17 protein-coding genes are annotated in these 16,381 nt (G+C 68.9%); 13 read left to right on the top strand and 4 right to left on the bottom strand.

From position 1 onward, the window contains the following. The first annotated feature begins 73 nt into the window (after positions 1 to 73). Positions 74 to 829: a YebC/PmpR family DNA-binding transcriptional regulator gene (locus ACFP3H_RS15640; protein ID WP_378606140.1), complete on the top strand. Its 756-nt coding sequence runs from the start codon at positions 74 to 76 to the stop codon at positions 827 to 829. 52 nt (positions 830 to 881) lie between these two features. Here the strand turns inward: ACFP3H_RS15640 and ACFP3H_RS15635 are convergent, their stop codons facing one another. Beyond that, positions 882 to 1,382, bottom strand: coding sequence for an SRPBCC domain-containing protein (locus tag ACFP3H_RS15635; protein ID WP_378606137.1), 501 nt, complete (start codon positions 1,380 to 1,382; stop codon positions 882 to 884). A 146-nt stretch (positions 1,383 to 1,528) separates the two neighbouring features. On the opposite strand from ACFP3H_RS15635, the gene ruvC reads away from it, so the two are divergent. The 4 genes from ruvC to ACFP3H_RS15615 are packed head-to-tail and all read left to right on the top strand — an operon-like array spanning position 1,529 to position 4,346. Beyond that, entirely contained in the window at positions 1,529 to 2,098 is a 570-nt protein-coding gene (gene ruvC / locus ACFP3H_RS15630; protein WP_378606134.1) for a crossover junction endodeoxyribonuclease RuvC, read from the top strand. Beyond that, positions 2,095 to 2,694 (top strand): Holliday junction branch migration protein RuvA, encoded by a 600-nt coding sequence (gene ruvA / locus ACFP3H_RS15625; RefSeq protein ID WP_378606131.1) that lies wholly within the window; start codon positions 2,095 to 2,097, stop codon positions 2,692 to 2,694. The genes ruvC and ruvA overlap by 4 nt, the downstream gene beginning before the upstream one ends. Positions 2,695 to 2,697: 3 nt before the next feature. Continuing rightward, on the top strand, positions 2,698 to 3,780 hold the full coding sequence (gene ruvB / locus ACFP3H_RS15620) for a Holliday junction branch migration DNA helicase RuvB (protein ID WP_378606128.1): 1,083 nt from the start codon (positions 2,698 to 2,700) through the stop codon (positions 3,778 to 3,780). A 53-nt stretch (positions 3,781 to 3,833) separates the two neighbouring features. Further along, complete coding sequence (locus tag ACFP3H_RS15615) at positions 3,834 to 4,346, top strand: GtrA family protein (RefSeq protein ID WP_378606125.1); 513 nt, start codon at positions 3,834 to 3,836, stop codon at positions 4,344 to 4,346. A 7-nt stretch (positions 4,347 to 4,353) separates the two neighbouring features. Here the strand turns inward: ACFP3H_RS15615 and ACFP3H_RS15610 are convergent, their stop codons facing one another. Further along, a complete protein-coding gene (locus tag ACFP3H_RS15610; RefSeq protein ID WP_378606122.1) occupies positions 4,354 to 4,932 on the bottom strand; it encodes a DivIVA domain-containing protein in 579 nt (192 codons plus the stop codon). A gap of 36 nt (positions 4,933 to 4,968) precedes the next feature. Then, complete coding sequence (locus tag ACFP3H_RS15605) at positions 4,969 to 5,598, bottom strand: TetR/AcrR family transcriptional regulator (RefSeq protein ID WP_378606119.1); 630 nt, start codon at positions 5,596 to 5,598, stop codon at positions 4,969 to 4,971. Between the two features lie 66 nt (positions 5,599 to 5,664). Between ACFP3H_RS15605 and ACFP3H_RS15600 the strand changes: the two genes are divergently transcribed. The 6 genes from ACFP3H_RS15600 (at position 5,665) to ACFP3H_RS15575 (ending at position 12,915) form a co-directional block, all read left to right on the top strand. Further along, positions 5,665 to 7,161 (top strand): flavin-containing monooxygenase, encoded by a 1,497-nt coding sequence (locus ACFP3H_RS15600; protein WP_378606116.1) that lies wholly within the window; start codon positions 5,665 to 5,667, stop codon positions 7,159 to 7,161. A 104-nt stretch (positions 7,162 to 7,265) separates the two neighbouring features. Beyond that, positions 7,266 to 7,607, top strand: coding sequence for a preprotein translocase subunit YajC (yajC, locus tag ACFP3H_RS15595; RefSeq protein WP_378606113.1), 342 nt, complete (start codon positions 7,266 to 7,268; stop codon positions 7,605 to 7,607). A gap of 101 nt (positions 7,608 to 7,708) precedes the next feature. Beyond that, positions 7,709 to 9,409, top strand: coding sequence for a protein translocase subunit SecD (gene secD / locus ACFP3H_RS15590; protein WP_378606110.1), 1,701 nt, complete (start codon positions 7,709 to 7,711; stop codon positions 9,407 to 9,409). Then, positions 9,406 to 10,584, top strand: coding sequence for a protein translocase subunit SecF (gene secF / locus ACFP3H_RS15585; protein WP_378606107.1), 1,179 nt, complete (start codon positions 9,406 to 9,408; stop codon positions 10,582 to 10,584). The genes secD and secF overlap by 4 nt, the downstream gene beginning before the upstream one ends. A gap of 25 nt (positions 10,585 to 10,609) precedes the next feature. Further along, positions 10,610 to 12,322 carry an ABC transporter substrate-binding protein gene (locus tag ACFP3H_RS15580; protein WP_378606104.1) on the top strand — a complete coding sequence of 571 codons (1,713 nt, stop codon included), beginning with the start codon at positions 10,610 to 10,612 and terminating at the stop codon, positions 12,320 to 12,322. 20 nt (positions 12,323 to 12,342) lie between these two features. Beyond that, positions 12,343 to 12,915 (top strand): adenine phosphoribosyltransferase, encoded by a 573-nt coding sequence (locus tag ACFP3H_RS15575; protein ID WP_378606101.1) that lies wholly within the window; start codon positions 12,343 to 12,345, stop codon positions 12,913 to 12,915. Positions 12,916 to 12,922: 7 nt separating this feature from the next. On the opposite strand, the gene ACFP3H_RS15570 is transcribed toward ACFP3H_RS15575, so the two are convergent. After that, entirely contained in the window at positions 12,923 to 13,534 is a 612-nt protein-coding gene (locus ACFP3H_RS15570) for a GNAT family N-acetyltransferase (protein ID WP_378606098.1), read from the bottom strand. A gap of 224 nt (positions 13,535 to 13,758) precedes the next feature. On the opposite strand from ACFP3H_RS15570, the gene ACFP3H_RS15565 reads away from it, so the two are divergent. Then, on the top strand, positions 13,759 to 15,336 hold the full coding sequence (locus ACFP3H_RS15565; protein ID WP_378606095.1) for an ABC-F family ATP-binding cassette domain-containing protein: 1,578 nt from the start codon (positions 13,759 to 13,761) through the stop codon (positions 15,334 to 15,336). Between the two features lie 95 nt (positions 15,337 to 15,431). Then, positions 15,432 to 16,379: a hypothetical protein gene (locus tag ACFP3H_RS15560; protein WP_378606092.1), complete on the top strand. Its 948-nt coding sequence runs from the start codon at positions 15,432 to 15,434 to the stop codon at positions 16,377 to 16,379. Positions 16,380 to 16,381 lie beyond the last annotated feature (2 nt).

The following is a 16,381-nucleotide window of genomic DNA, read 5'->3' as shown; positions in this document are numbered from 1 at the left end:
CACAGTCGATGAGTAGGCTGGATCGAGCTTGTCCGCCCGGGCAGACGCGCAACCGACTTGAAGGAAGTAGGGCATGAGCGGCCACTCCAAATGGGCCACCACCAAGCACAAGAAGGCGGGAATCGACGCCAAGCGCGGCAAACTCTTCGCCAAGCTGATCAAGAACATCGAGGTGGCGGCCCGCACCGGTGGTAGTGACCCTGCGGGTAACCCGACGCTGTTCGACGCCATCCAGAAGGCGAAGAAGACCTCGGTCCCCAACGACAACATCGAACGCGCGCGCAAGCGCGGCGGCGGTGAAGAGGCCGGCGGCGCCGACTGGCAGACGATCATGTACGAGGGCTACGGGCCCAACGGCGTGGCCGTGCTGATCGAGTGCCTCACCGACAACCGCAACCGCGCCGCGGGCGAGGTCCGGCTGGCGATGACCCGCAACGGCGGCAACATGGCCGACCCGGGTTCGGTGTCGTACCTGTTCGGCCGCAAGGGTGTGGTGACCCTCGAGAAGAACGGGCTGTCCGAGGACGACGTGCTCGAGCACGTGCTCGACGTCGGCGCCGAAGAGGTCAACGACCTCGGTGAGGCCTTCGAGATCATCTCCGAGCCCGGCGATCTGATCGCGGTGCGCTCGGCGCTGCAGGCCGCCGACATCGACTACGACTCGGCCGAGTCCGGGTTCCAGGCGTCGGTGCTGGTCGCGGTCGACGCCGAGGGCGCGCGCAAGGTGTTCAAGCTGGTCGACGCGCTCGAGGACAGCGACGACGTGCAGAACGTGTACACCAACGTCGACATCTCCGACGAGGTCGCCGCCGAACTCGACGACGAATAGTCGCGGTTCCGATACCGCCCCGGTCGTGAATTCGGCCGGGGCGGTTCGTGTTTCAGGACGCGCGGGCGGCGTAGTAGCCCGACATCGCCGGGAAGTAGTCGGCGAAATCGGGGCGTTCGGTGTGGGTGCACGCGGCGACGAACATGTCCGCGTAGTACTCCCAGCCCGGCCCGATCTGCGGGATCTCGGCCAGCTGGTACTCCGAGGTCAGGTGGTGGACCAGCCGGAACTCGGTGGCCGCGCCGACATCGAGCAGGGTCACCTCGAGCTGCCACAGCCCGATCTGGTCGGTCGAGGACAGCGCGAGGTGGATCGGCGGGGTGCACTCGTCGATCCGCATGTCGGTCCACGGTTCCCCCTCCTCGAACCGCATCTGCACCTTGATCGTGTGCCCCGCCCCCGGCTGCCCCTCCCAGGTCCCGTACCACGCCGAGGTCAGATGCGGATCGGTCAACCGCGCCCACACCTCCTCGATCGGCAACCCCAACGCCCGCCCGATCACCAGATCCCGCCCCCGCGCGGTCACCACGATCTCCCCGGTGGGTATGGCCATCTGCGGTTCTCCCTCGCCTCGAATGAGTCCACCAAGCCTGCCCCTCGACCGTACCCGTGGCATGCGCGACTGTGTCGTTGGTCGGCGGGAAGGCGGGGATGCTCTAGACTTTCGAACAACTGTTCGTTTCGTTGAAGGGGTGGCCGGTGCGGGTGATGGGCGTCGATCCGGGGCTTACTCGGTGCGGGCTCAGTGTGGTGGAGAGTGGGCCGGGGCGGAAGGTGGTCGCGCTGGATGTGGGGGTGGTGCGGACGCCGCCGGAGGACGAGTTGGCGTTGCGGTTGATGGCGGTCGCCGACGCGGCCGAGGAGTGGATGGATACGCACAAGCCCGAGGCGGTGGCAATCGAGCGGGTGTTCGCGCAGCACAATGTGCGGACCGCGATGGGGACCGCGCAGGCCGGGGGAGTGATCGCGCTGGCGGCGGCGCGGCGGGGGATCCGGGTGGCGTTTCATACGCCCAGTGAGGTGAAAGCGGCGGTCACGGGTAATGGTTCGGCGGACAAGGCTCAGGTCACCGCGATGGTGACGCGGATTCTCGGGTTGCAGGTGGCGCCCAAACCGGCCGATGCCGCCGACGCGCTCGCCCTGGCGATCTGTCATTGTTGGCGGGCGCCGCTGATGGACCGGATGGCGGCCGCGCAGGCCCAGGCGGAACAGGTCCGCCGCCGCTACGAACAGCGGCTCGCCGAACAACGGAAGGTGGTGCGCGGGTGATCGCGTCGGTACGCGGCGAGGTACTCGAGATCGCGCTCGATCACGTGGTGATCGAAGCCGCCGGCCTCGGCTACCGCCTCAGCGCCACCCCCGCCACGCTGGCCGGACTCACCCGCGGCGAGCAGACCCGCCTCTACACGGCCATGATCGTGCGCGAGGACTCGATGACGCTGTTCGGCTTCGCCGACACCGAAGCCCGCGAACTGTTCGGCCTGCTGCAAACCGTGTCGGGCGTCGGCCCGCGCCTGGCCATGGCGGTCTTGGCCGTGCTCGAACCCGAAGCGCTGCGAAAAGCCTTGGCGGAGAGCAATGTCGCCGCGCTGACCCGCGTCCCCGGCATCGGCAAGCGCGGGGCCGAACGCATGGTCGTGGAACTGCGCGACAAGGTGAACCAGGTGGCCGTGCCCACCGGCCCGCCCGGCGCGCAGACGCCGAGTACCCCGGTGCGCGAACAGGTTTCGGAAGCGCTCGTCGGACTCGGCTTCCCCGTCAAACAGGCCGACCAGGCCGTCGACACCGTCCTGGCCGACCAGCCCGCCGCCGACACCTCCGTGGCCTTGCGCGCCGCCCTGAGCCTGCTCGGCAAGAACAGGTAACCCGTGGACGAGGACTTCCCCAACGACGAATCCGACCTCACCGCACGGTATCTGAGCACCGACGGCGACGCCGAGACCGGCCTGCGCCCCACCTCGCTCGACACCTTCATCGGCCAACCCCGGGTGCGCGAACAGCTCGCCCTGGTCCTGCACGGCGCCCGCCGACGCGGCGCCACCCCCGACCACGTCCTGCTCTCGGGGCCACCGGGTCTGGGCAAGACCAGCATGGCCATGATCATCGCGGGCGAACTCGGCACCGCCCTGCGCATCACCTCCGGCCCGGCCCTGGAGCGCGCGGGCGACCTCGCCGCCATGCTGTCGAACCTGGTCGAGGGCGATGTGCTGTTCATCGACGAGATCCACCGCATGGCCCGCCCCGCCGAGGAGATGCTGTACCTGGCGATGGAGGACTTCCGCGTCGACGTGGTGGTCGGCAAGGGCCCCGGCGCCACCTCCATCCCGCTCGACATCGCCCCGTTCACCCTGGTCGGCGCCACCACCCGCTCTGGCGCCCTCACCGGCCCGCTGCGCGACCGCTTCGGCTTCACCGGGCACATGGACTTCTACGAGCCGGTCGAACTGCTCGAGATCCTCACCCGCTCCGCGCGGATCCTCGGCGTGCGGATCGACCCCGACGCCGCCGCCGAGGTCGCCGGACGCTCGCGCGGCACGCCCCGCATCGCCAACCGGCTGCTGCGCCGGGTCCGCGACTACGCCGAGGTCAGAGCCGACGGCATCATCACCCACCCCATCGCGATGGCCGCGCTCGAGGTCTACGACGTCGACGCGCTCGGCCTGGACCGCCTCGACCGGGCCGTGCTCGGCGCGCTGGTGCGCGGCTTCGGCGGGGGACCGGTGGGGGTCTCGACCCTGGCGGTGGCCGTCGGCGAGGAAGCCGCGACCGTGGAGGAGGTGTGCGAGCCGTTCCTGGTGCGCGCCGGCCTGGTCGCGCGCACCCCCCGCGGGCGGGTCGCGACGGCGGGGGCCTGGGAGCATCTGGGCCTGGTTCCGCCGCCTGATCTGGTGATCGGCGCCATCGAAGTGCGTGGGCGCGAACCGCAACCGGTCATCGACCTGTCCGACTGAGACACCGGGTACCCGGCGGGCGTACCACGGTGGCGTCGTCTACTGTCGATTCGGTGGCACTCCTAGAGGTGGTGCAACGGCTCCCCGAGCCGTTGCGTTCCCTGCTCCTCAAGCATCGGGAACTCCTGAAATTCGCCGTCGTCGGCGCGATCACCTGGTTCATCGACACCGGTGTCGTCTACGCGGTGAAACTGACCGTGCTCGGCGACAAGCCGCTCACCGCGCGTCTGCTCGGCGCGCTGATCGCGACCATCGCCTCCTACATCCTCAACCGTGAATGGTCGTTCCGCTCGCGCGGCGGCCGCCAGCGCAGCCACGAGGCCGCGCTGTTCTTCACGGTCAGCGCGCTGGGCATCGTGGTCACCATGATCCCGCAGGCGCTGTCGCTGTACGCGTTGAATCTGCGTGTGCCGCACGTGGATCCGACGGTGCAGATGGTCGCCAACTTCGTCTCCGGCCAGATCCTGGGCGTGCTGCTGGCGATGGCGTTCCGCTTCTGGGCCTTCCGCCGCTACGTCTTCCCCGACGACCTGCGCGAAGCGGAGATGCACAGCATCCAGGGCTGAGCCGGGCTCAGCCCCGACGTTCGGCGTGCTCCAACGCCATGACCACCAGGTCGACGAAGGCGTCGACCTCGTCGCGGGAGTAGCCGCGGGTGCCAAGGCGCGTGTCGTTGAAGCGCACGCCGCGCACATCGGCGGTGGTGAGGCTGCCCGGTCCGTTGTGGGCCAGGGTGGCCGCGACCAGGTCGAGGAAGGCGTCGACCTCTTCCTCGTGGTAGCCGCGATGGCCCACGGCGGACTGGGTGAACCGCATCCGGTGCACGTCGTCGGGGGTGAGCATCTCCGCGACCTGCTCGCCCGCCCGCGCGGCGGGCACCGGGGCGGCGCCCTTCTGGCGATGCTCGAGTTCGGTGCGGACCCGGTCGAGGAAATCGTCGACCTGGTCGGCCTGGTACCCGCGCCCGCCGAATCGCGGTGCGCCGAAGTGCACGTGGCGGATGTCGTCGGCGGTGAGCCCGCCCTGCCCGTCCAGGGTGGCCGAGACCTTCTCGAGGAAGGCGTCGACTTCGTCTGCGTGGTAGCCGCGATGGCCCAGGTTCGGCATGGCGAAGTGGGTACGGCTCACATCGTCGGGCGTCACAGCGGTCATTGTGTCAGGATCGCCCTTCTATCCCATAGCTTTTCATCATCGGGCGGCGACGGCCACGCCCTCGATCAGCAGTCGCCGCACGGCGTGACTGTACACCGCCATCGAGGCCGCATCAGGGGTTCTGATCGCCGAGATCAGACCCGCCACGACCATGCCGAGGGTGGCTTTGGCGGTGCCCGCGGTGTCGATATCGGCGCGCAGGTAACCCACCCGCACCCCGTGTTCGAGGTACTGCCGCACCAGGATCTCGGTGGCGTCGAGCAGGCCGTAGACGCGTTCGGTGAGCTCGTCGTCGATCCCGGTGGCGTGGAACAGCAGCAGTCGCGCGGTGCGCGGGTCGGCGAGCAGGACGCGCCCGAGCGAGTCGGCCACCCGGTCGACCATGGCGACGTACTCGGCCAGGGTGGCGGGGCTGTCGGGTTCCAGGTCGCGATCGAGGGCGCCGAAGATGCGCGCGCTCACCTCGTCGATGACATGATCGACGATGTCGCGCTTGTTGGCGAAATAGCGGTAGAAGGTGCCGTGCCCGATGCTCAATCGCGTGGCGATATCGGCGATTCCGGTGGCGTGATAGCCCTTCTCGGCGAAGCAGTCGAACGCGGTATCGATGATCTCGCGGCGCAGCAATTCTTTGCGTTGATGCAGTCGCGAGGGCGGCTTCGTCACAGTTGACGATGTTACAGTCGATGTAAGCGGAATGACGTGTCATTCTCAGTGGGTGGGAGGTTCGACGTGGTACCTCAGTTCGACGCCGTCATCGTCGGTGCGGGTTTCGGCGGGATCGGCGCCGCGATCGAACTCGACCGGCTCGGCCTGCGCGACTTCGTCATCCTCGAACGCGAGGACGACCTGGGCGGCACCTGGCATGTGAACCGGTACCCGGGGCTGGCGGTCGACATCGCCTCGGTCACCTACTCGTACTCCTTCGAACCCAACCCGCACTGGTCGCGGCTGTTCGCGCCGGGCGCGGAGCTCAAGGATTACGCCGCGCACGTGGCCGACAAGTACGGCCTGCGCACGCGGATGCGCTTCGGCACGGTCGTCGACGGCGCGCGCTGGGACGAGCAGGATCAGCTGTGGGTGGTCTCGATCGCCGGCGGCGAGACGCTGACCGCGCGCTACCTGCTCACCGCGACCGGATTCCTGTCCCAGCCCTACACCCCGCCGTTCCCCGGCATCGAGTCCTTCGCGGGCAAGATCATCCACACCACCGACTGGGACGCCGACTACGACCTGACCGGGCGCAAGGCCGCCGTCATCGGCACGGGCGCGACCGCGGTCCAGCTGGTGCCCGAGGTCGCCGCGCGGGTGGCCGAGCTGACGGTGTTCCAGCGCACCCCGATCTGGGTGGTGCCCAAGGTCGACGCCCCGATCCCGGGGGTGGTGCAGGAACTGTTCGCGCGGGTGCCGCTCGCCCAGAAGGCGGCGCGGCTGGTCAACACCGGGATGCTCGAGGCGCTGATGGTGATCGGCGTGCTGCACTACCGCCAGGCCGAGCCGTTGAACAGCGCCGCCGCGCTGCTGGCCAAGGCGCACCTGTTCGCGCAGGTGCGCGACCGGGAGACCAGGGCCGCGCTCACCCCGCACTACGACTTCGGGTGCAAGCGCCCGACGTTCTCCAACCAGTACTTCCCGACCTTCAACCAACCGCACGTGCGGCTCGAGACGCACGCGATCGACCACGTCGAACCCGACGGCATCGTCACCGCCGACGGCCACAAGACCGAGATCGACACCCTGCTGCTGGCCACCGGGTTCAACCTGTGGGACGTGAACTTCCCGGCCATCGAGATCGTCGGCCGCGAGGGCGTGAACCTCGGAAAGTTCTGGCGCGACAACCGATTCCAGGCCTACGAGGGCATCACCGTGCCCAAGTTCCCCAACTTCTTGAGCCTCAACAGTCCCTACTCCTACAGCGGGCTGTCCTACTTCACCACCATCGAGGCCCAGATGAAGCACATGGGCCGGCTGTTCACCGAACTGTTCCGGCGCGGGGAGCGGACCTTCGAGGTCACCGAGCGGGCCAACGCCGAGTTCCTCGACCGGATGACCGAGAAGTTGGGTTCCTCGGTGTTCTACGGCGGGGACTGCGCCACCTCGCGCAGCTACTACTTCGATCCGCACGGGGAGGCCACCCTGCTCCGCCCGACCAGCACCGCCGCCGCCCACCGCGAAGCGGTGTCGTTCCCGCTCGACGATTACACCTACGGACGCGGCGCCGGAAGGTGACCTTCGACAGGTGTGCAGGTGTCCGGTGTGTCGCCGCGCCGGGGAACTGGCAGACTGTCAGGCGTACTCGCACGTCCACCACTGACTAGGGACTGACTTCGACGATGGACTTCCTCTTTCCGCTGCTGATCCTGGCCCTGCTCGTGCCGATGTTCTTCGGTATCCGCAAACAGAAGCGGGAGGCCGAGAAGGTCTCGACGATGCAGGAGAGCCTGAAGGTGGGCGACGCGGTTCTGACCACCTCGGGTCTGTACGGCACCATCGTCGATCTCGACGAGACCACCGTGGACCTGGAGATCGCCGAGGACGTCGTCACCACCTGGCTGCGCCAGGCGATCCGTGAGGTGCGGGTCGAGGAGCCGACGGTCGAGGAGACCGCCGCGATCCTCGACGCTCCCGCCGAGGAAGCCGTGGAACAGACCGAGACCCGGCTGACCAAGGACTGACACGTCCTACCCTTCGCCCGGCGGCGCGTGATCGCGTCGCGGGCCGGGCACCGCTGTGCCCACCGATCCAGCCTCGACTTCCGCCTAGGAGATGACCTGCTGTGCCACCTTCCCAAGGATCGGCGCATCCGTTCCGGTTGCTCGGCGTCTACGCCGCGCTGCTGGCCGTGATCTACGCGCTGGTGTTCTTCACCGGTGACCATTCCCCGTCGGCCAAGCTCGGCATCGACCTGCAGGGCGGTACCCGCGTCACGTTGACCGCGCGTACCCCCGACGGCAACAAGCCCAGCCAGGACAGCCTGAAGAAGGCGCAGGAGATCATCGAGAACCGTGTCAACGGTCTCGGCGTCTCCGGCTCCGAGGTGGTCATCGACGGCGACAACCTGGTCATCACGGTGCCCGGCGACGACAGCCAGCAGGCCCGCGCCCTGGCCACCACCGCCAAGCTCTACATCCGCCCGGTCCTCGGCGCCACCACGCCGCAGGCGGGCGGTCCGGCGCCGACCGTGCCCACCGACACCGCGCCGCCGGGTGGCACGCCCCCGGCGACCGAGACACCGGCTCCCGGCGAGGCCACCCCGACCACGGGCGAGGCCGCTCCGACCACCCCGGCCGGTCAGCCGCGCGTGTTCCCCGCGCAGGCCCCGACGCCGACGCCCGGCGCCGACGAGCCCGGTGAGCTGACCTTCCAGCAGCAGCAGGCCAAGGAGATCGCCGACGCCAAGGCGCTGCGGCAGAGCACCGATCAGCAGGTACAGCAGCTGGCCGTGACGACCATGGACTGCACCAAGCCCGACCCGCTGGCCGGTAACGACGATCCGACCCTGCCGCTGGTCACCTGCTCGCAGGACGGCGCCGAGGTGTTGCTGCTCGCCCCCAGCCGCATCGACGGCCAGGAGATCGCCGACGCGACCTCGGGCCTGAACTCGCAGCAGGCCCGCCACGAGGTCAACCTCGAGTTCAAGTCCGCCGGTGCCGACGCGTGGTCGACGCTGACCGGTGAGTACGTGAACAAGCGGGTCGCGTTCGTGCTCGACTCCAAGGTCGTCAGCGCGCCCGTGGTGCAGCAGGGCCCGCAGCTGGGCGGTCGCACGTCCATCTCCGGCAGCTTCACCGCCGACAGCGCCGCCGAGCTGGCCAACACCCTCAAGTACGGTTCGCTGCCGCTGTCGTTCCAGACCTCCGAGGCCGAGACGGTCTCGGCCACGCTCGGCCTGTCCTCGCTCAAGGCGGGTCTGCTGGCCGGCGCCATCGGTCTGATCGCGGTGCTGATCTACTGCCTGCTCATCTACCGGATGCTCGGCCTGATCGCCGGGTTCTCGCTGATCGCGGCCGGCTTCGCCGTGTACGGCATCATCGTGCTGCTCGGGCGCTGGATCGGGTTCACCCTCGACCTGGCCGGCATCGCCGGTCTGATCATCGGTATCGGTCTGACCGCCGACTCGTTCGTGGTGTTCTTCGAACGCATCAAGGACGAGATGCGCGAGGGCCGCAGCTTCCGCTCGGCCGTGCCGCGCGGGTGGGCGCGCGCCCAGCGCACCAACCTGTCCGGTAAGACGGTCAGCCTGATCGCCTCGGTGGTGCTCTACATCCTCGCCGCCGGTCAGGTGAAGGGCTTCGCGTTCACTCTCGGCGTCACCACCGTTCTCGACGTGATCGTGCTCTACCTGGTCACCGCACCGCTGATGATGCTCGCCGCGCGTTCGCCGTTCTGGGCGAAGCCGTCGGTGAACGGACTCGGCTCGGTCCAGCAGATCGCCAGGGAACGCGGCCAGGCTCGGCCGAAGGAGATGTCACGATGACCAACGCCAACCCCACCGACGAATCGGTGAACCTGGACAAGGATCCCGCCGAGTCCGGCCCCAAGCACGGGTTCTTCGAACGGCTCTACACCGGCACCGGTGGCTTCCCGATCGTCAGCAAGCGCAAGATGTTCTACACCATCGCCGCGGTGCTGGTGCTGATCTCGCTGCTGAGCATCGCGGTGCGCGGATTCACCCTCGGCATCGACTTCACCGGCGGTTCGCGCATCCAGATCCCGGCGACCGACGAGATCACCACCCAGCAGGTGGAGGACGTCTACGCCCAGGCGCTGGGCCACGGCCCCGTCTCGGTGCAGAAGGTCGGCTCCGGGGCCAGCGCCACCATCCAGGTGCGCTCGGAAACCCTCGACGCCGCCCAGACCGAGCAGGTGCAGACCGCGCTGTTCGATCGGTTCCAGCCCGAGGACTCCGACGGCACGGTCAGCCGCAACGCCATCAGTTTCGCCGAGATCAGCGAGACCTGGGGCGGGCAGATCACCCAGAAGGCGCTGATCGCGCTGGCGGTGTTCGTGCTGTTGACCATGGTCTACATCGCCATCCGGTTCGAGCGTGACATGTCGATCGCGGCGATCGTGTCGCTGTTCTTCAACCTGGTCGTCACCGCCGGCATCTACTCGCTGGTCGGCTTCGAGGTGACCCCGGCCGCGGTGATCGGTCTGCTCACCATCCTGGGCTTCGTGCTCTACGACAACGTCGTGGTCTTCGACAAGGTCGAGGAGAACACCCGCGGCGTGCTGCACCTGAACAAACGCACCTACGCCGAACAGGCCAACCTGGCCGCCAACCAGACCCTGATGCGCTCGATCAGCACCACCGTGATCGGCATCCTGCCGATCATCGGCATGCTGGTGATCGCGGTCTGGCTGCTCGGCGTCGGCACGCTCAAGGACCTCGCGCTGGTGCAGCTGGTCGGCATGATCGTCGGCGCCTACTCGTCGATCTTCTTCGCCGTGCCGGTGCTGGTGTCGATCAAGGAACGCTGGGGCCCGGTGGCCGCGCACACCAAGAAGGTGCTCGACAAGCGCGCCGGAGTCGGCGCGCCCGCGCGAGTTCCGGTGGGTGCGGGCGCGTCCCGTGGTTCGCGTGGTACCGGTTCCGGTGCGCCGCGACCGGGTGCGCGTCCCAGCGGAAAGCGTCACAAGCGAAGCAACTGACGACGACAGCAGGGGGTCACACATCATGCGACGCGGCACGATTCGACTGATCACCGTGCTGGCCACGGCGGCGGTGACCACCTCGGTGGTGGCCGGGTGTTCGACCAAGAACCAGGTGCCCTCCATCGGGTACGCGGTCGACGCCGCGGTCACCACCTACAACGGCGCGAGCACGCTCGGTGCCAGTAGTGGGACCGGCGCGGTGTTCGGCCGCGTGCTGACCGGGTTCTTCTACACCGGACCCGACGGTCAGCAGGTGGCCGACACCGATGTCGGCACGGCCAAGGAAGTGCCGGGCGAGACTCAGACGGTGCAGTACCGGCTCAACCCGGACGGGGTGTACTCCGACGGGGTGCAGACCTCCTGCGACGACCTGGTGCTGGCCTGGATGGCGCGCTCGGGCAAGCACACCCGCACCGGCGAGCGCGGTCAGGTGCCGATGTTCGACGCGGCGAGCACGCTGGGCTACGACGAGATCGAGCGCATCGACTGCCAGCCCGGATCCAAGGACGCCACCGTGGTGTTCCGGCCGGGCAAGCACTATCTGCCGTGGCGCACGCTGTTCGCCGCGGCCGAGATGATGCCCGCGCACGTGGTGGCCAAGGCGGTCGGCGTGCCCGATGTGGTCAATGCCCTGCAGGGCGGTGACGGCGCGCTGATCACCCGCATCGCCGACTTCTGGAACACCGGCTGGACGCTCGCGCCCGGCGCGCTGGATCTCGCGCGGTTCCCGTCGTCGGGCCCGTACCGGCTCGAATCGTTCAGCGCGCGCGACGGTGTGGTGTTGGTCGCCAACGACAAGTGGTGGGGTGACGCGCCCGAGACCAAGCGGATCGTGGTGTGGCCCCGTGGTACCGACTACGCGGCCAAGTCCAAGGAGAACGCGCTCGGCGTGATCGATCTCGGGGCCGGGTCGGTCGCGGACCTGAAGCTCGACGGGTTCGACGCCCGAACCGTGGCCGGTCGCGGCGCCGAACAACTCGTGCTCGCCTCGGACGGGGTGTTCTCGCGGGTGGAGGTGCGGCGCGCGTTCGCCCAGTGCGTGCCCCGCCAGGCGCTGTTCGACACCCTGGGCAAGGCGGGGGAGCCGCCGACGCACGGGCTCGGCGCCAGCGTGCTGAACTCCCGTGTGGTGCAGCAGGATTCGCTCTACTACCCGGCGGTGGTGAGCGGTGCCGAGCGCTACCGCGGGGCCGATATCCCCGCGGCCACCGCCACGCTGGCCTCCTCGGGGACCGCGCAGCCGACAGTGCGGATCGGGTACCGGTCCCCGGACGCGCGGCGCGCGCAGACGGTGTCGATGATCGCCGAGTCCTGCCGGGGCGCGGGCATCACCGTCCTCGACGCGGGCGCCCCCGACTTCTCCCCGGTCCGACTTCCCGAGGGCGCGGTCGACGCGGTGCTGGCCGGAACCGGCGCGGCGCCGGGCCCGGCGGGGTCGAGCGCGGGGGTGGCGGCGTTCGCGGCGCTGCGGCCGGGCAGCGGCCTCGATTTCGGTGGCTTCGCTAACGGTCGCTACGATGCGATCACCGATCAGCTTGCGGGCGAGGCCAACTCGACCACCACGCTGAACCTGTTGACCGAGGCCGAGAACCTGCTGTGGGCACAGGTGCCGAGCATCCCGTTGTTCGCGACGCCGCGCACCATCGCCTTCGGCCACGGGATGCAGAACGGGATCGCCGGGCCGACACAGGCCGGTACCGGGTGGAACATGGATCGCTGGGTGTTGCAGCGATGAACGGTGACGAAAGAGAGTCGATGAGCAAGCACGCGGTGGCCGAGTCCGACGAGCAGACCGGCGCGCGCCACGCGCAAGCCGCCGACGCGGTCGCCCGGCTGACCCGCTGGCACGACGACTTCCCCACGCCGGGTGTGCGTTTCGCCGATCTCACGCCGGTCTTCGCCGACGCCGTCGGGTTCCGCGCGGTCGTCGACTGCTTCGCCGGGCTCGCCCCCGACGTGGACCTGGTGGCCGGGGTCGACGCGCGCGGTTTCCTGCTCGGCGCGGGTGTCGCGGCGACGCTGGGCACCGGCGTGCTCGCCATCCGCAAGGGCGGCAAGCTCCCGCCGCCGGTCGTCTCGCGCGAATACGAACTCGAATACGGTTCGGCCGCACTGGAAATCCCCGCCGACGGGGTCGAGTTGGCGGGCAAGAAGATCCTGCTCCTCGACGACGTGCTGGCCACCGGCGGCACCCTGGCCGCCGCGGCCGCGCTGTTCACCGAGGTCGGCGCCGAGGTGGTCGCCGCCGCCGTGGTGCTGGAACTGGAATTCCTGAAAGGCCGCGAGCACCAGGGCGACTACCCGGTGACCTCGATCGTCAAGCTCTGAGCGGTTCTCAGCGGGCCGCGCGCAGCATCGGCCACAGCGGTGGGCCGCCGGGCAGCCGCAGTTCGTCGGTCACCGTGAAACCGAAGCGCTCGTAGTACGGCACATTGTCGGGGTTGCTCGATTCCAGGTAGGCCGTGGCGTGTTCGGCGTCCACGCGATCGAGCGCGCTGTGCAGCAGGGCGTGGCCGTAGCCGGCGCCGCGCACATCGGGTGCCGTGCCGAACATGCCCAGGTACCAGTGCGGTTCGCTCGGGTGGTGTTTCTGGAGCAGGTCGGCGACCTGTTTGCCCGCCGAGGCGCGTCGGCCGAGCGCGCACAGGATGCCCGGCAGCATGCGCAGCTCGGTCAGCAGCGACGGGTCGGGGTGGTTGGGCGGGGTCCACAGCGCGACCCCGCCGACGGTGTCGTCCGGGCGCAGGGCCAGGTCGGACACGCCCGCCGGGAGGAAGATATGCCGTGCCACGGTGGCGAAGAACCGGGGCAGGCCCCGCGCGCGCCGGTTCGCCTCGGGCAGGATCCAGCTCATCACCGGGTCGTGCTGGAACGCTGCGGCCAGCGTGTGCGCCGCGGCGTCGATATCGCTGGACCTGGCCTTACGTACCACAATCGTGGTCGACATCGCACTCCTTAGATCATGGGTCGACGACCCGGAGTCCAGGCTAGCGGTTGGCATGACGCGCCTCACGGGATGCGAAAAGGGGTGGCGCGTCGTGGTGGGGCGGTGCTATCAATAGAGAGTCTTGTTCCCGACGATCGGAGTCTGTGCGTTGATTTCTTGAGGTGACGTTTCCGGGCGGTCCGCATTCGCGCGCCGTGTACCCGTCGCACCTCCAGGGGATCCGCATGACCTCTCTTTCTTTTTCCGATCTCACTTTTCACTGGCCCGATGGCACGCCTGTTTTCGACGGGCTCGACGCGGTGGTCGGTCCCGGCCACATCGGTCTGGTCGGCGCCAACGGCGCGGGCAAATCCACGCTGCTGCGCCTGATCGCCGGTGAGCTCGGCCCGGTTCGCGGGTCGATCACCCGGCCGGGCACGCTCGGGTACCTGCGTCAGGACCTGGGCATGCGCACCGGGGAGCGGGTCGATTCGCTGCTCGGCATCGCCGAGTTGCGGGCCGCGCTGCATCGCATCGAGGCGGGCACCGGCGACCCCGCCGACTTCGACACCGTCGGCACGCACTGGCAGGTCGAGGACGAGGCGATCGCCCTGCTCGGCAAGCTCGGACTCGACTACGTGGCCGGGTCCGTCGCCGATCTGGATCGCACGCTCGACACCCTCTCCGGTGGCGAGACGGTCCTGCTCGGGCTGGTCGCCGAACTGCTGCGCGAACCCGACGTGCTGCTGCTCGACGAGCCGACCAACAACCTCGACACCGTGGCGCGCGGGCGGCTCTACGCGGTGATCCGGCAGTTCACCGGCACCGTGATTGTGGTCAGCCACGACCGCGAACTGCTCGACCGGATGGACGGCATCGCCGAACTGCGCGCCGGCGAGGTGCGGTTGTTCGGGGGCAACTACAGCGAGTACGAGCGGATCATCGAGGCCGAACAGCAGGCGGCGGCCGCGGCGGTGCGCGACGCGCGCAGCGATGTGCGCAAGCAGGCGCGGGAGTTGGAGGCGGCCCGGATCAAACTGGATCGCCGAAAGCGCTACGGGCAGAAGATGTTCGAGAACAAGCGCGAACCCAAGATCGTGATGGGAATGCGCAAGCGCAGTGCCGAGGTCTCGGCGGGCAAACTGCGCAACTCCCATCTCGACAAGCTCGACTCCGCGCGCGAGAACCTCGACCAGGCCGAGGAATTGGTGCGGGCCGATCGCGAGATCCGGGTCGAGCTGCCCGGCACCCGGCTCTACCCGGGCCAGGACGTGATCGTGCTGGATCAGGTGGAGTTGGCCAACGGTCCGGTGGTGGATCTGCGGGTGAGCGGGCCGGAGCGGATCGCGCTGACCGGGCGCAACGGGGCGGGCAAGACCACGCTGCTGCGTCGGATCGTGGCCGAGCAGCCGAGGGTGGCGTGGCGGTTGTTGCCGCAGCGGCTCGACGTCTTCGACGAGTCGCGCACGGTGTTCGACAATGTCGCCGAGGCCGCGCCGCACGCCTCGGCCGAGCAGATCAGGGGCCAGCTCGCGCGGTTCCTGTTCCGTGGCACCGACGCCGACATTCCGGCCTCGGCGCTCTCGGGCGGGGAGCGGCTGCGGGCCGCGTTGGCGACGCTGCTGCTGGCCGACCCCGCGCCGAAGCTGCTGATGCTCGACGAACCCACCAACAACCTCGATCTGCCCAGCCTGGCGCACCTCACCCAGGCGCTGGCGAGTTTCGAGGGCGCCCTGATCGTCGTCAGCCACGACGATCGGTTCCTCACCGAGATCGGCGTCACCCGTCGCCTCGAACTCACTCCCGACGGCCTGCTCGAGTAGCGGGCTCGTCGGGGGGCGGGTTCGCGGGCGAGCCTTGACGATCCGAGTTTTAGTTGATTAGACTAAAACGAAGATCGTGAGAGGAAGTGGTTCGGATGGGATACGGGAACTGGGACGACACCGCCTATCGGGCGGGCAAGACCTACCGGGCGCGGGCAGGGGAGGACGACTTCGGCTACACCGCGCAGATGCGGGACAAGCCCTACGACACCTGGTGCGCGCATCCGCTGCTCGACCCGTTCGGGGTCGACAAGCGGGAGTGTCGGGACTCCGCCGAGCACGGGAACTCGCTGCCGGTGGCGGTGCTGTTCGACGTCACCGGGTCGATGGGGCGGGTGCCGCGGATCATGCAGGACAAGCTCGGAAAACTGCACGGGCTGCTGAAGAACAAGGGATACGCCGAGGATCCGCAGATCCTGTTCGGCGCGGTCGGTGACGCCGACACGGACCGAGTTCCCCTGCAGGTGGGGCAGTTCGAGTCCGACAACCGGATGGACGAGCAGCTGCGGTCGATCCTGCTCGAGGGCGGCGGCGGGGGACAGAAGTCCGAAAGTTACGAGCTGGCGGCCTATTTCATGGCCGAGCACGTGGCGACTGACGCCTGGGACAAGCGCGGCAAGAAGGGGTACCTGTTCCTGATCGGAGACGAGCTGAACAAGGCGCGCCTGGCCGCCCGGCACATCCGCGCGGTGATCGGTGACCATGTGCGCCAGGATGTTTCGGTCGAGTCGATCTACCGCGAACTCGAGCGGCGGTGGCACGTGTTCTACATCCTGCCCGACCAGTCCTCGTACTACCGCGATCCCGAGATCGCCGAGCACTGGCGCGAACTGCTCGGGCAGAACTTCCTGAAACTCGATGATCCGGCCGCGGTCTGCGAATTGATCGCGCTCACCATCGGATTGGGGGAGGACCGGGTGGATCTGGATACCGGACTGGCCGATCTGCGTGATGTCGGGTCGAGCGCCGAGGCCGACGCGGTCGGACGGGCGTTCGGGACGACATCGGGACGGGCCCCGCGCGCGCTGCCGCCCGGTCGGTGATC

This window comes from Nocardia lasii (genome assembly GCF_042658545.1).
GTDB classification, from domain to species: domain Bacteria; phylum Actinomycetota; class Actinomycetes; order Mycobacteriales; family Mycobacteriaceae; genus Nocardia; species Nocardia lasii.
This window is presented reverse-complemented; position numbering and strand designations above follow the sequence as displayed.